The sequence below is a fragment of the Crenothrix polyspora genome, from assembly GCF_900163755.1.
Lineage (GTDB): Bacteria > Pseudomonadota > Gammaproteobacteria > Methylococcales > Methylomonadaceae > Crenothrix > Crenothrix polyspora.
In genome coordinates this window covers 1-14,282 of sequence record NZ_FUKI01000104.1, presented here as the reverse complement: position 1 = coordinate 14,282, position 14,282 = coordinate 1, and the positions used below count along the sequence as shown (strand labels likewise).

Here is a 14,282-nt window from a genome sequence, read left to right as displayed (position 1 = left end):
GTCGTAACCTCCCTCTCCCCCAAATACATTCAGCGGATAGCCGCCCGCTGCCTGGAGACTGGGACCGGTGCTCAACAGGCGCAGTTTGCCGTTGCCGCCCTGCGGTTTCATCAGCGGGCCGCCGGTATCTTGTGCGGTGGTGATGCCGTGTTCCAGTACGGTTTTCTTGTCCACGTTCTGGAAGGTGATATGAGCATGAGATTCGATGAAACCTGGCAATAAAGTCGCATCGCCTAAGTCAATTTTGTTTTGGCATTGGTAGCCACTCAGCTTATCGGCGCTGTCGATTTTGTGGATTTTATTGCCCTTGATTAAAACCGCCATATTGGTTTTGGGAAAGTTAACGCCATCAAACAACTGCTTTGCAACCAACAGTTGGCACGAAGGTGCGGTGTGTGCCGATACACTAAAACAGGCACTGAGGCATGCTAATACGGTTAATAGCCGGGTAGGTTTTTTGTCTTTCATGGTTTTTAGTTCCTTTTACGTGCAGTTGTGGATTTACAGCGTTTTCACAGTTGAATAGTTACAGCGTAACCGTTCTAAGTTGAAAACGCTGTATATATTATTTAAAATCATATGGATGGCATTTTTTGTTATTAAATTGACCACCGTGTCCATGAAATTTATTACTCCATAATCATAATAGAGCACTATATATGCCATAAATAATTTTTCTTTAAATTCAATTGGATAAATAATTTAAAGGCTTTCAACTATGTTATATAACGCATTTTCCATAATTTATTGTGTTATATGACGTAGTTTTATTAAAAGGGTAAGGTGGTTTCGTTAAGACAAGAGATTGTTGTTATCGACATAAAGATAAAAAAGCATTTACTATCAATAGCTAATGATGGTTTGAAGTATTGCTGAGAAATAATAAATAAGGCTTGGCTTAAGTTTTGCTTAATGTGTTAAACCTGTTTATGGAAATCAGGTGTCACTGGCTATCTAAGTGTTGTTGATAGCCAGTGGCAAACGGCAGGATGCTGTTTTGCTAGTAGCCAAAAACAATTAAAACTATGAATCTAACACAACGATCTCGCTTAGCCTTTTTTCCTATATCTGTTGTTCAAGGTAGTATCAAAAATGACCACTACCCCAAAAATCGAAAACCCTTAACTTCCGCTGTTCTTCTTGCTTTGGCCTTACAATCCGTGGCTTTTGCAGATACCCTAAACCCAACTGCCAACCCAAAAGGCAAATTGGTTAAAGTAGGCCAGTCGGCACAGGCCGCTTCAAATGAAACCATAGAGCTGGCGCCAGTCACCATTACTGACCAGGCGAATGATGAAGAAAAAGGCTATGCGGTGTACAGCAGCAGCACCGCCACCAAAACCGATACCCCTCTTAAACAAACTCCTGCATCCATCCAGGTTATACCCAAAGAAGTCCTGCATGACCAACAGGCTTACCGCTTGGAAGATGTCGTCAAAAATGTGAGTGGTGTGCAGTCTTATCACGGTTACGGTGGCATGTTCGAACAATTTGTCATGCGTGGCTTTCTGCAAAGTACACTGAATTACCGCAATGGCATCCGCATTCCGTTTGCTAAATTTGATCTGGCCAATGTCGAGCGTGTCGAAGTATTAAAAGGCGCATCTGCAATGCTGTACGGCTTTGGGGATCCGGGCGGTATGATCAGTACCGTCACCAAGCAGCCCAGTTCCGAGCGGCATTATTCTATTGAGCAACGTTTTGGCTCCTACGACTTCTTCCGTACTGAAGCCAGTGCCACAGGGCCATTAAGCAAAGAACACGGGTTGAATTACCGCCTAGATTTTTCGTATTTGGATAAAGGTTCGTTCCGCCAAAATATGGGCAACGACCGTATCTTTTTTGCGCCGACCTTAAGCTGGCAAGCCACACCCGATACCAAATTAACCTTGTCGTATGAATATTTTGACGATAATTATACCTACGATGCGGGCACTCCAGCGTTCGGTACAGAGTTGGCCAATATTCCGCGTTCCAGAACTTTTGCACAGAAGGGTTTAAGCAACAGCGCGACCAATCACATCATAGATTTCAGGATTGACCATCGTGTCAACGATAACATCAAGCTGAATGCTGGTGCAGTTGGCTATCTCACCCAGAAGAATTGGGAAGGTATCTATCTGAGTAAGGTTGATGAAGATCCAACCAGTCCAAATTATAAAAAAACTAATCGCAACACTTGGTTTAGCCCAGAAGAAACCGATTCACTCACCTCCTGGATTAACGGTACTTTCGATTTTGAGACCTATGGCGTTAAGCATAAGGTGCTATTGGGCGGCGAGTTTCACGACACTAACTTAAACTATCAAGTCTTGAGTGGCAAAGTGGATGAAAACGGCGATGGTACAGTAGATGACAAGGATAAGATTAATATTTTCACTTTTGACCCAAGCACATCAAATTTGCCGGTTGATCAATACCGTAACGCGCCGAAGACGACTTGGAACATTAAAACGCAAAACACTTCGCAAGCGATTTATTTGCAAGACCATATGACGTTTTGGGATAAGTTACACATTATGGGTGGCTTCCGTTACGACTGGGTGCAAAGATTTCAAGATCTGAGTTGGAATGGGCCCAATTCAGCAGATTCCCGTAGCGATACCTTTGTAAGCCCTCGGGTCGGCATTCTCTATGAGCCTACCGATTGGTTGTCAGTGTACGGTAACTTTTCTGAGTCTTTTGGTCCTGCCAACGATTATGACATGGGTGGAGCCAAGCTTTACGATCTTTTTACAGCCACCCAATTTGAAGGCGGCTTAAAAACCCAATTTTTTGACGGCAAACTGACTGCCAACCTGGCCTATTATGATTTGGAAAGAACCCAGTTCTTCCAGGATCCCAATAGTAATCTTATCCAGTTGTCCGTGCCCGTTAGAGGCAAAAGCAATGGCGTTGAGTTTGATATACAAGGACAAATCACTGAGGGTTTAAGCTTGATTGGCACTTATGCGTACACAAATGCCAAAATTACCGACGATCCGAGAAATAAAGGGGCGAATGTCGGGCATCGACTGCCTTACGCGCCAGAACACCAAGGTAGCCTCTGGTTGAAATACGACTTTAACTACGGAATGCTAAATGGCTTTAGTATGGGGGCTGGCGTGTACACGGCAAGTCGTCGCTTTGGTGATCCAGAAAACAGTTATTCTGACGGCGCTTATGCGCGGTTGGATTTGATGGCGGCGTATAAAAAGAAACTGGGCGATACTCTGCTGACTACCCAAGTTAATATTAATAATGTCAACGATGCTGAGTATTATAGCATGCGCGCTCGCCGGTATAACTTGCCTGCCGAGCCTTTGACGGTCATGGGTTCCATCAAATTGGAATACTAAGGTTATCCCCTGTTGTTGGGTTGCCTGTGAGCGGCAATCCAACATACCCTGTTTATTAAGCTATAGAATTCTTAACAAGTATCTAAAAGTAACTTTTGCCCAAATGCGCCAATGACTGATAACAAAAATAATAAACGTTTGGCCAATCTCAAAGCGCGTCGAAAATTATGGCTCAATGTGCATCTTTATTTAGGCTTAGTGGCCGGTTTATTTTTAGCGGTTATTGGTTTAACGGGCGGGTTGTTGGTTTTTTACCAGGAATCGCAACCACTGCTACGCCCAGATTTGTATACCACAACTGTGCCGACTGGATCACAAGCTCGCTTGCAACCCTTAGACAACATGCTGGCGGCGGCTGAAAAAGCCAAGCCGCCGCACAGTGAGTTTACCAGGCTCTATTACCCTTACAAGGACAATTCCGCCTACAAATTTTTGTATTCTGTGCGGGAACAAAATCCAGCCCGCAGTAAAGGCGATGGTTATCTGGTTTTCGTTGACCCCTATACACTCAACGTTAACGGTATACAGCTTTGGTTTCCCAAAGATAATGACTGGGCTAGGCCTCTGCCCAGCTTTATCATGCAACTGCACTGGTGTTTACTGTTAGGTAGGGATACGGGGCGGATTACAGTAGGTATTTTAGGGCTATTAGGCTTTATTTCCGTGTTAACCGGCCTGATTGTCTGGTGGCCGCTCACCGGCAAATTTAAACAAGCCTTAACCATCAAACGTTCTGCAGGAAGCATGCGCAGGATTTTTGATTTGCACAAAACCATCGGCTTTTATGTAAGCTTTGTGTTGCTGTCGACGTTTTTTTCTGGGGTTTATATGAACTTACCGGATCCCGTCAATACGGTAGCCAAATTGTTCACGCCCATTCACCGGCCTGATGTCTTTGAATCGATGCCACCAGAAATACACAGCACGCGCCCAATAAATGGCCAGCACACCGTCAGCTTATCGGCAGTAGAAAATATCGTGCAGAAAAATTACCCATCTGGGCGCTTGTGGATGTTGAATGCACCCAAAAACTCATTTGATGTTTTTGTCGTCATGAAGCGCGATGTCGATAAGGTTGGGCAGTTTATCGGCTACCAAGATTTTGCAATCGACCAATATAGCGGCCAAATCATTAAAACCTATACTGCCGGTACAGGCAGTGCAGGCGATGTGCTCCTAGATTGGCAATGGCCTTTGCACAGTGGTCATGCTTTCGGTTGGACGGGCAGAATCTTGGTGTTGCTGGCAGGTTTGGCGTGTCCGGTATTGTACGTAACTGGGGTTATGCGGTGGTTGCAAAAACGCAGGGCCAAACGATATCATTTATCTAAGGTACTGCTAAATAACTTAACCAAACATTATGATGCACAGTGATAAATTAGTCACCGACTTGTTCCACGGCTGTAAGGCGGATCAATTATAGGGCGTATTCGCTGCCAGGCTCCATCACTTAGGACTTGGTTTGACAGGGTGGTTTGCTGGCGCGAAAATTAGCCTATTTCGCCTAATCAGGGCAGCTCTGTATAAAATGAAACCCAGGGCCAATCAACAAATACCCATTCATAAAAGAGAGACTTAAATGCAAGCATTAACAAAACGATTAAAAAAAAACCTGATGCTGTGTATTTTTAGCAGTCTGGTTTCTATTTTTAACCCTGTATGGGCGGCATCGGACAGGGAAATGCAAGAAGAGGCGCTTAAGGCGCTTGAAATGAAACGGCACGGCGGTCATAGCGCCCCTGTGGAATCTCTGGATAAGAACCAAGAATTTCGCGGGGTTTTTTATGGTTATCTGCCCTGCGCGGATTGCGATGGCATTAAGGCGACTTTGTCTTTAAAAAGCCATAACAATTATTTGCTGGTAACCCAACCCGCCAGAGAATCTTCTAAGGAATTTTATGAGAAGGGCAAATATACCTGGGATGAAGATACCCGTACTGTGGTTTTAACGGCACGCGACCAATCCACCCGGCATTACCGTATTGCCGATGAAGGGACGCTGGTTCAGTTGAATACTGATGGTACGACCATGCTCGGTGATGAAGAAGGCCATACTTTACGTCGTGGCGATACGGTTAAGTCGCGCCAGGTTCATATCCACTAAGCGATAAAAATATTTTTTTAAAAAAATGTCCAGTTGAGGGGGCTTTGTTCGTTTATAGGGGTAGTACACCTAAAAAGTACTGTTGACTACCCCTTAAACAACCTAAAGGCCTTTTATGAAAAGCTCACTAAAATTAACGGTACCCTTAGTTGAAATGCTGGTTTTATTTGCTTTAACAAACACCACCAAAGCGGATGCACAGGCGCAGTATGCGTTTGATTTGCCGTGTCAATCGTTGGCTAATACATTGGATCAATTGGCGCAAACTTCCAACACTAAGTTGGTTTACAGCGATTCGGCGGTGCAAGGCTTAAGCGCCGCGCCCGTGCAGGGGCGTTATACGGTTACCCAGGCCTTGGCGCGGGCGTTAAACAATAGTGGTATGCAGTACCAGGTGGTGGATAACACGTTGATTACTTTAAAAGCTGCGCCTGTTAGGAAAGTGGCTCAGCGCCAAAAAGCGATATTGCCGGTGCGATCTGAAAAACCGTCAACAGCCGTGCCGCCCGTTAGTCAGGAAGTGGTTGAGTTAGCGCCAGTAACGGTGGTTGGGCATAATGAAGAAGATAAAAGCTATAGCGCATACAGTTCCAGTACGGCCACTAAAACTGATACCCCACTCTTAGAAACACCGATTACAGTCCAAGTTGTACCCAAACAAGTTATTAAAGACAAAGGTATGCAAAGCCCCAATGATTTAGCAGAAGTGGTTGCTGGTGTTCAACCGATTGTGGGTTATGGCAACGCACCTTCGCAATGGTTTTTGATCCGTGGTTTCAGTAATGATTCCCTCAATTATCGCAACGGTTATCGGTTAGTTGAAAAATATACGCCACGTGATTTCGCTAATGTTGAGCGTGTTGAGTTCGTCAAGGGGCCTGCTTCCGTACTCTACGGCACTAACCAACCTGGCGGTGCAATAAACACTATCACCAAAAAACCGCTGGATATGGATTTTGTTCGGACAGATTTTACGGGCGGTAGTTTTGGTAGATTCCGCGGCGCTATTGATTTGAACAAAAAAATAGGCGATGTCGGGCTGCGTTTAAACGTGGCGGGTGATCGGCAAGACAGTTATTTTGATTTCCAAAATTCACAGAACTGGTTCGTAGCTCCCGTTATAACCTATCAATTTACGCCCAATACAAAAATCATGTATGAGGCCGAGTTCCAGGAAACTAAGCAAAATGGATGGTCTAATGGTTTGCCCAATTTTGCCGATGCTTTAAAACTGCCAGCCAACCGCACTATGACGGAGCCTTTTACCTACCTTAACAATTTCAACCATACCCACCATTTAGAGTTTGAACACAGCTTTAATGACCATTGGCGCTTTCGGCAGGGTTTTTATTATTCAAGGACAGACCGGGATTTTTTGAGTATCAATTCCGATTTTGCCAGAAAACCCAGCGAACCCGCGAATGCTATTACCCGTTATGCTTATCAATCGCCTGATGAACACCAACAGAACATTGTCGCCCAAAGTGAACTGTATGGCCATTTCACAACCGGTGACATTGACCACCAGATAGTTGCAGGGTTTGAAACTATTCACTCCCTTTTTGCCTATACAGCTGATTTTAGTGAATATGATAAAAAATTTAACCTGCTCAATCCTGTTTATGGAGGTTCTGTGCCTGGGAAAAAAGTCGGTTTTGGTTCACATGACACGACAGACAGCAACGCTGTCTATTTGCAGGATCAACTCAAATGGGGCAACTGGCGCTTATTGGCTGGATGGCGGCATGATGAAGTGGAAACGGCGACGAAAGACCCATTAGGAACTTCCAAAGATGAAAAATCAGATTCTGCCGATACGGGGCGTGTTGGATTACTCTATACCATTACACCAAAAACATCGGTGTATTATTCATTCAGCCAATCTTTTGTACCCAATTTAGGCCGTGATAAAAACAACAAGCTTTTTGATCCCGATAGGGGTACACAACATGAGGTGGGAATTAAGCATTCGCTCAGGGATGGCCTTGACTTCACCTTGTCCCTGTTCGATATCACTCGGGAAAATGTTGTTATTTCAGCACCTACAGGGGGATTTCGTGTCAATAACGGCGAGCAACACAGCCAAGGTATAGAAACCAGCCTAGTTGGGGATATAACATCTGACCTGCATGTTATTACCAATTTAACGTGGCTAGATGCCAAGGTAGAGAAACACGCTGATCCAACGCAAGTCGGTAATCGTTTGTTCGGTGTGCCGCATTTTTCAGCCAATGCTTGGGGTGTATATGATTTACCACTGTCGATACCGGGTAAGTTGTCTACTGGATTTGGTATTGTTCATGTTGGCGAACGAGAAGCCACACTCCCTAACTTTGGCCTTAAACTGCCTGCTTATACCCGTTTCGATCTTGGTGTGTTTTATAAATTAGACAATATGCGGCTCGCGTTAAATTTAAGAAATCTGACCGATGTGAAATACTACGAAACATTAGAAAATTTTGCCGTACAAGCACAGTCACCCCTTAACTGGGCATTAACTGTTGGTTATGATTTTTAAATTAGCTTCACTTTTAAAAATCAGTTGGCTGGTACAGGGTACTTAATAGTGTACCCTGGCACATCGATTGCCTGTGAATTATGAAAAATAACCCAGACGTTAAACAAACCCATAATATTCCAGTACCAAAAGCCGATAGGTCACAGTGGGTATCTTTAAAAGTCCGACGAAGGTTTTGGTTGGATATCCATTTGTGGCTGGGATTGGTATTAGGTTTATTTATCTCTATTTTCGGCATTACTGGCAGCATTCTTGTTTTCAATGCTGAAATTAATGAACTGCTGAATCCTAAGCTGATGACGGTAGCTATACCGGATCATAATCCAACTTATAAGCCTTTAGGTAATATTTTTCAGGCAGGGGAGATGGCCATGCCAAAAAACGCCGTCCATACGGGCGGCACTTATCCGCGGAATAATGGTGCAGCGTTTAAAGATAATTATTTGTTGCCCATAAACACCAATGTCACTGAGAGCTGGGAAGTTTACATAAACCCGTATACGGCAGAAGTTATCGGTAAACAGCTGATGAGCTCTTCGGATAGCCCGTTCCCCAAAACTTTTATTAGTTTTATTTTCGAGCTGCATTATGCACTGTTTCTAGACGAGGATCCTGGTTACTTGATTGTGGGCGCAATGGGGGCTTTATTGATCATTTCGGTATTATCTGGTCTGATCCTTTGGTGGCCGTTGACCGGAAAATGGCTGCCGGCCATGACGATAAAACGCAAGGCCAGTGTTGAGCGTTTAAATTTTGATTTGCATAAAACTTTCGGTTTTTATTCAACCGTCGTACTGATACCCGTGTTGTTTTCAGGTGTGTATATGGATGTCCCTGAGCATGTCGTGCCCGTGTTGGAACTGTTTTCGCCTGTTACCTACCGCTATTGGTTTAACTCAACACCTAAGCCGGATAGCAAAGCCATCACGATGGCGGATGCCGTGGCGATTGCTAACACGCGTTACCCAACAGGCCGTGCTGACTGGCTTTATGGCGCAACCACGCCGATCAGCACTTATACCGTTTGTAAAAACGGTGTGGAAGCAGCGGGTAGCTTCCTGCATCGGCGCTGCGTAGTTATCGACCAATACAGTGGTGTTATTTTGGATGTAGATGATCCGAGTATCGGAACGGCAGGCGAAGTATTCACCCATTGGCAATGGCCATTGCATTCTGGGCAAGCGTTTGGCTGGACAGGGCGTATTTTGGTATTTTTAAGCGGCTTGGCGTGTCCGGTGTTGTTTGTAACGGGCGTTATCCGCTGGCTGCAAAAACGCAGAGCCAAACGATATCATTTATCTAAGGCACTGCTAAATAACTTAACCGAACATTATGATGCACAGTGATAAATTAGTCACCGACTTGTTCCACGACTGTAAGGCGGATCAATTATAGGACGTATTCGCTGCCAGGCTCCATCACTTAGGACTTGGTTTGACAGGGTTGGTTTACTGGCGCGAAAATTCGCCTATTTCGCCTAATCAGGGCAGCTCTGTATAAAATGAAACCCAGGGCCAATCAACAAATACCCATTCATAAAAGAGAGACTTAAATGCAAGCATTAACAAAACGATTAAAAAAAAACCTGATGCTGTGTATTTTTAGCAGTCTGGTTTCTATTTTTAACCCTGTATGGGCGGCATCGGATAGGGAAATGCAGGAAGAGGCGCTTAAGGCGCTTGAAATTTTGAAGCACCCCGACCATGCTGTCCATGCCGAAGCCTTTGATAAGAGCCAAGAATTTCACGGGGTTTTTTATGGTTATTTGCCGTGCAAAGATTGCGATGGGATTAAGGCGACCTTGTCTTTAAAAGGCCATAACAATTACCTGCTCGTAACGCAGCCTGCCAAAGAATCGTCCAGGGAGTTTTATGAGAAGGGCAAATATACCTGGACTGAGAATGCCCGTACTTTGGTTTTGACGGCGCGCAACCAATCCACCCGACATTACCGCATTGCCGATGAAGGCACGCTGGTTCAGCTTAATACCGATGGCACAACAATGGTAGGTGACGAAGAAGGCCATACTTTACGTCGTGGCGATACGGTCAAGTCGCGTCAGGTGCATATTCATTGATTTGGATGGGTGGGCGCTGGGTTTTCGCTATATTTCACTTTACCCTCTCATCGATACCACACAACTGGGGATTAGAATGACGCAAAATAAACTAAAAACAGTCCTAAAACTATACAGGGGGGTTATAGGCATCCTGGTTACGCTTTTATTCCTGTTTATGGCAAATGCCCCCGTTTATTCAGAGGAAACCAAGCCCAACCAAAAACTTTTTACCGTAGCAGCCTTTGGGCCGGATGGACGTTTGTGGCGGGTAAATCCGGCACAAGACTCAGTTGCCGTGGATTACTCGCTGGATTACGGCAAAACTTTCAGCAAGCCGCTACGTATCAACACCAAACCACAGGCTATAAATAGCTGGAATGAGAATCCGCCGTCGCTTTCTGTTGATAAGCAAGGCCGGGTGTATGTGCTTTATTTCGCGGATGACAAGCAGGACTATACTACTTTTTTCAGCAAGTCTGAAGACGGTGGCCATTTCAGTGAACCGGTTAAAGTCAGTTCAAAGGCCGATGCCAGTGTCCACTACCAAACAGAAATGTTGATAGATTCCCAGGGCAAAGCGCATTTTTTATGGCATGACGACCGTGATGCAACGGAATACAAAAAAACCGGCGGCGGGGATTTGTCGATATATTATGTTGCCACCGAATTTTCAAATACTCATTCTTTTCCTCCTGACCACCGTATTGCAAAAAACATTTGTTCCTGTTGCCGCAGTGCGATGGCTATGGATGTCGATGGGCGCCCTGTGGTACTGGCCAGGTTCGTTTACCCTGGCAATATCAGGGATCACGGGATGTTTAAATTGGCTGCGGATGGCACAGCTGGCGAACCTTGGCGAGTGACGTATGACGACTGGAAAATAGAGGGCTGTCCAACCCACGGCCCCGCCTTATCCATCAGTGACGATGGCCGTTACCATATCACCTGGTTCAGCCAGGGCAAAGCACAAAGCGGGCTGTTTTATGCGGTGTCATCCGACCAGGGCAAAACCTTTTCAAAACCGTTAAAATTAGGTGATGGCAGCAAGTTACCAGGGAGGGCGGATGTAATGGCATTAGGTAAACAGCTGGCGGTGGTGTGGAAAGAGTTTGACGGTGTCAAAACCCGTGTGCAAGCCATCCACTCAGAAGACAATGGCAGCCATTGGTCAGCGCCAACAACTGTGGCGGACACCTCTTCTGCATCGGCACATCCGGCGCTAATCAATGACGGCAAGCGGCTGTTCCTGTCCTGGAACAGTGCCGACAAGGGTTTTCAATTAATTCAAATAGACTAAGGAGCAATGGCCTTATAGGCTACTCGCGTTATTCTTTGGCTGCAAAAACGCAAAGCCAAGCGTGTGCGAAATGACATCACCCTTAAAACTCTACAATAATACTGAACTTCAAATGACGACAGCCACCCAAAACACAAACCCGCAAAGCGTTTTGTCCCTCCTTTCCAGGGAAATAAGCCACCGTCCACTGCTTGGTCTGCTGGCGGTTGCTATCTGCATTGTGCATGTGATCGGTTTTATTTGGCTATTGCAACCTTCCGATGCACCTCAGCAAGCCAAGGTGCTAAAAATTGTGCAAGTGATATTGCCGCCCAAACCGGAGCCAAAACCCGAACCAAAAATAGAAAAACCCAAGCCCATACCCAAAAAGATCCCGCCGAAAAAGCAAGCAGGCAAGCCGCCAGTCAAAGAAAAAACACCGGTTGTCAAAAAACAACCTGTGGTTCATAAACCGGTTACACAACCCAAGGTTGTAGTCCATAAAGCCGTGCAACAACCCAGGCCACAACGCATACTGGCCAGCAAACCCACGGCAGTTAATGTGCCGACAACCATAGCCAGCCCAACAAAACAATGGAGTCCGCCAGCAGCCATCCGTTCGCCCATCATGGCTACCCGACCCGCTGCCGTCAGTCGGCCCGCACAAAAAATCGGCAACGACGGCGACAGCAACGTCAATTCTGGCGTGGCAGAATTGTCCGGCGTTAAACCCAGCTACCCCATGATGGCCAAAAGCCGCCACATTGAAGGCAAATGTACGGTGGCTTTCACCATAACTGCATCCGGGACAATCAGCAATGCCCATACGGCAGGCTGTTCACCGCCAGGTACTTTTGAAAGTACCTCCCTGGCCGCTATCCAGCGCTTCCGATTTAAGCCCAGGATAACCAATGGCAAACCCGTCAGCCAAAATGCCAGCAAAACTTTTCGGTTTGATTTGCGATGATACCCCCTTTTGTTCCATTTTTTTAACAACACAAGAAGGATAACTGAATGCCCCACCATATTTCACCCACATTAATTATTGACGCTACTCTGTACACCTTGCTGGCTTTTTCGGTAGTGACTTGGACACTGGTTGTTTTCAAATGCTGGCAATTTTGGAAAAACAGCGCATGTAACCGCCGCTTTAACGCATCTTTCTGGAGTGCCCGTTCATTATCCCAGGCCAATGGCTTACCAGAGGGTGTCTTAAGGGGGCCACAAGCACGCATTGCCAAGCAAGGCTTGGCCTGGTTGGCGGAAAGCCGCGCTGGTAGCCAGCAACTGAAGTTTCGCGGTAAGCACGGCGAGCTGTTGGAACAAGCGTTGCTGGTGCAAATGCAAAAGGAAGAGCACCTGATGGAAAGCGGCCTGACCATGCTGGCCAGCATCAGCAGCACCGCCCCGTTTGTCGGCCTGTTTGGCACGGTGTTGGGTATTATGCACGCCATGCACCAAATTACCGCCAGCGGCTCCACCAGCCTGGATGTGGTCGCAGGCCCGATTGGGGATGCCCTGGTTGCCACGGCCGTCGGTATAGCCGTGGCCGTACCAGCGGTATTGGCCTACAATTTTTTTGTACGCCGCGCCAAAGTACACCGTGTCGGCCTGGAAAATTTTTTCACCAGCTTTATGCATGCCGCATTAAGCCCCGATAACCAAACCCAGGGGTAAATAGCATGGCCTTTAAACCTAAATCAGACAGTGACAGTGCGATAAGTGAAATTAACGTGACACCTTTGGTGGATGTCATGCTGGTGCTCGTCATTATTTTGCTGGTGACTGCGCCGTTGTTGACTCAATCCGTACATGTCACCTTGCCGAAGACCTCGGAAACAACCCCCAATATTGATGATCAGCCTTTACAATTGGGTATTGATGCCCAGGGGGCGATCACTCTGAATAAAGAACCGGTTGCCAGCCTGGACGCATTGACAACGGCGTTGACCGCAGCTTTTACCAAAAATAAAGAAATTGGCGTACATTTGTATGCCGACCAAGGTGTCATCTATAAAAAAGTGGCGGAAGTGATGGCGACAGTACAGCAGGTGGGCATTTCCAAAATAGCTTTTGTTACGGTCGAAGAGTAGTGTGCCAATGATGGGCGGGGGATTATGGGTCGTACTTTTTTCCAGGACTCGTATTTTGCCCGCCCCATCTGGCTTAAGAAGCGAGTTTCCAAACAGTGGTTGCCCATGAACAAATTATTTGGACAAACCACCTTGCCGGAACTGAAGCATTTTGACCTTGAGATTGCTAGTGAAAGCGATTTGAAAGCACGCCATGCCTAATTGGTGGCCTTTTCGCACAGGTCTCGTTTTATGATGACAACTGCCATATCATTTGGGGTAAACCGAGTGTTATGGTCTAATAATCTTGGACACAGTTTAGAGTTAAATTAAACTACTGACTGGACGAGAAAAGAGAAAACTCATGACAACCCAACGCAAGCAATTTACGTATCTACTTTAAATTCCAGGGTAAGCCCAATATCAAATCGGCACTGGCTGCGTTTTTTGGGCAATCAAATCTGCTAAGGACGGCATGTCGAACTTCCCTGCCACTCTGTCGTAAACGTAATCATAAAAACTCACGCCCAGCTTTTTTGCGGTCTGGTTAATCGTCAGGAATGTGTCCTTTATTTTCGTGCCTTCTTCGCTTCGGGTCTGAAAACTCACATCCCGTACACGCGCCTGTACTCTGTAAGCGTTTAGCGCAACCACCTAAAGCATTGTCATCGGCTCTGATATCCTCTAGATTTTTTCAAAAAACAACCCATACCCCCACACGCACATCATAAGAGCAGAGCACCAAAACCACTACCCCTGCCTGAGTTTTTCAATAGCCCCCGGTGCAAACGGCAATAACTCATCAATACGCCTGTTTGGCCAAGTCGGTAGTTTTTCCAAGGTGTTCCTTAGCCAGGCCTCCGGGTTCAGGCCGTTCAGCTTTGCCGTGCCCAACAGGCTCTGGATTGCCGCCGC

At 46.1% G+C, this 14,282-nt stretch carries 12 protein-coding genes and 1 pseudogene; 10 read left to right on the top strand and 3 right to left on the bottom strand.

The genetic code is table 11. From position 1 onward, the window contains the following. Positions 1 to 468 (bottom strand): annotated as a pseudogene (locus tag CRENPOLYSF2_RS07965) (amidohydrolase family protein); the annotation flags it as partial. Between the two features lie 557 nt (positions 469 to 1,025). Here CRENPOLYSF2_RS07965 and CRENPOLYSF2_RS07960 point away from each other — a divergent pair. The 10 genes from CRENPOLYSF2_RS07960 (at position 1,026) to CRENPOLYSF2_RS07915 (ending at position 13,388) form a co-directional block, all read left to right on the top strand. Beyond that, positions 1,026 to 3,338, top strand: a complete 2,313-nt coding sequence (locus tag CRENPOLYSF2_RS07960; protein WP_087143426.1) for a TonB-dependent siderophore receptor — start codon at positions 1,026 to 1,028, stop codon at positions 3,336 to 3,338. A 111-nt stretch (positions 3,339 to 3,449) separates the two neighbouring features. After that, positions 3,450 to 4,712: a PepSY-associated TM helix domain-containing protein gene (locus tag CRENPOLYSF2_RS07955; protein ID WP_087143425.1), complete on the top strand. Its 1,263-nt coding sequence runs from the start codon at positions 3,450 to 3,452 to the stop codon at positions 4,710 to 4,712. A 205-nt stretch (positions 4,713 to 4,917) separates the two neighbouring features. Next, positions 4,918 to 5,442 carry a copper resistance protein NlpE gene (locus CRENPOLYSF2_RS07950; RefSeq protein WP_087143424.1) on the top strand — a complete coding sequence of 175 codons (525 nt, stop codon included), beginning with the start codon at positions 4,918 to 4,920 and terminating at the stop codon, positions 5,440 to 5,442. Positions 5,443 to 5,557: 115 nt separating this feature from the next. Continuing rightward, a complete protein-coding gene (locus CRENPOLYSF2_RS07945) occupies positions 5,558 to 7,960 on the top strand; it encodes a TonB-dependent siderophore receptor (RefSeq protein ID WP_087143423.1) in 2,403 nt (800 codons plus the stop codon). An 80-nt stretch (positions 7,961 to 8,040) separates the two neighbouring features. Continuing rightward, positions 8,041 to 9,306 (top strand): PepSY-associated TM helix domain-containing protein, encoded by a 1,266-nt coding sequence (locus tag CRENPOLYSF2_RS07940; protein WP_087143422.1) that lies wholly within the window; start codon positions 8,041 to 8,043, stop codon positions 9,304 to 9,306. A 206-nt stretch (positions 9,307 to 9,512) separates the two neighbouring features. Then, positions 9,513 to 10,037, top strand: coding sequence for a copper resistance protein NlpE (locus CRENPOLYSF2_RS07935; RefSeq protein ID WP_087143421.1), 525 nt, complete (start codon positions 9,513 to 9,515; stop codon positions 10,035 to 10,037). A 76-nt stretch (positions 10,038 to 10,113) separates the two neighbouring features. Continuing rightward, on the top strand, positions 10,114 to 11,316 hold the full coding sequence (locus tag CRENPOLYSF2_RS07930; RefSeq protein ID WP_087143420.1) for a sialidase family protein: 1,203 nt from the start codon (positions 10,114 to 10,116) through the stop codon (positions 11,314 to 11,316). A gap of 70 nt (positions 11,317 to 11,386) precedes the next feature. Then, entirely contained in the window at positions 11,387 to 12,262 is an 876-nt protein-coding gene (locus CRENPOLYSF2_RS07925; RefSeq protein ID WP_087143419.1) for an energy transducer TonB, read from the top strand. A 47-nt stretch (positions 12,263 to 12,309) separates the two neighbouring features. Continuing rightward, complete coding sequence (locus tag CRENPOLYSF2_RS07920) at positions 12,310 to 12,972, top strand: MotA/TolQ/ExbB proton channel family protein (RefSeq protein ID WP_087143418.1); 663 nt, start codon at positions 12,310 to 12,312, stop codon at positions 12,970 to 12,972. Between the two features lie 5 nt (positions 12,973 to 12,977). Next, positions 12,978 to 13,388: an ExbD/TolR family protein gene (locus CRENPOLYSF2_RS07915; RefSeq protein WP_087143417.1), complete on the top strand. Its 411-nt coding sequence runs from the start codon at positions 12,978 to 12,980 to the stop codon at positions 13,386 to 13,388. Positions 13,389 to 13,790: 402 nt separating this feature from the next. Here CRENPOLYSF2_RS07915 and CRENPOLYSF2_RS07910 read toward each other — a convergent pair whose 3' ends face one another. Continuing rightward, positions 13,791 to 13,976 carry a hypothetical protein gene (locus CRENPOLYSF2_RS07910; protein WP_140396827.1) on the bottom strand — a complete coding sequence of 62 codons (186 nt, stop codon included), beginning with the start codon at positions 13,974 to 13,976 and terminating at the stop codon, positions 13,791 to 13,793. A gap of 141 nt (positions 13,977 to 14,117) precedes the next feature. Next, the coding region (locus CRENPOLYSF2_RS07905; RefSeq protein WP_140396754.1) for a transposase domain-containing protein at positions 14,118 to 14,282 on the bottom strand (165 nt) is incomplete at its 5' end.

Excerpts from the sequence above, each read along its gene's own strand:
- CRENPOLYSF2_RS07960 (WP_087143426.1), top strand. The coding sequence starts at position 1,026 with ATGAATCTAACACAACGATCTCGCTTAGCCTTTTTTCCTATATCTGTT.
- CRENPOLYSF2_RS07955 (WP_087143425.1), top strand. The coding sequence starts at position 3,450 with ATGACTGATAACAAAAATAATAAACGTTTGGCCAATCTCAAAGCGCGT.
- CRENPOLYSF2_RS07950 (WP_087143424.1), top strand. The coding sequence starts at position 4,918 with ATGCAAGCATTAACAAAACGATTAAAAAAAAACCTGATGCTGTGTATT.
- CRENPOLYSF2_RS07945 (WP_087143423.1), top strand. The coding sequence starts at position 5,558 with ATGAAAAGCTCACTAAAATTAACGGTACCCTTAGTTGAAATGCTGGTT.
- CRENPOLYSF2_RS07940 (WP_087143422.1), top strand. The coding sequence starts at position 8,041 with ATGAAAAATAACCCAGACGTTAAACAAACCCATAATATTCCAGTACCA.
- CRENPOLYSF2_RS07935 (WP_087143421.1), top strand. The coding sequence starts at position 9,513 with ATGCAAGCATTAACAAAACGATTAAAAAAAAACCTGATGCTGTGTATT.
- CRENPOLYSF2_RS07930 (WP_087143420.1), top strand. The coding sequence starts at position 10,114 with ATGACGCAAAATAAACTAAAAACAGTCCTAAAACTATACAGGGGGGTT.
- CRENPOLYSF2_RS07925 (WP_087143419.1), top strand. The coding sequence starts at position 11,387 with ATGACATCACCCTTAAAACTCTACAATAATACTGAACTTCAAATGACG.
- CRENPOLYSF2_RS07920 (WP_087143418.1), top strand. The coding sequence starts at position 12,310 with ATGCCCCACCATATTTCACCCACATTAATTATTGACGCTACTCTGTAC.
- CRENPOLYSF2_RS07915 (WP_087143417.1), top strand. The coding sequence starts at position 12,978 with ATGGCCTTTAAACCTAAATCAGACAGTGACAGTGCGATAAGTGAAATT.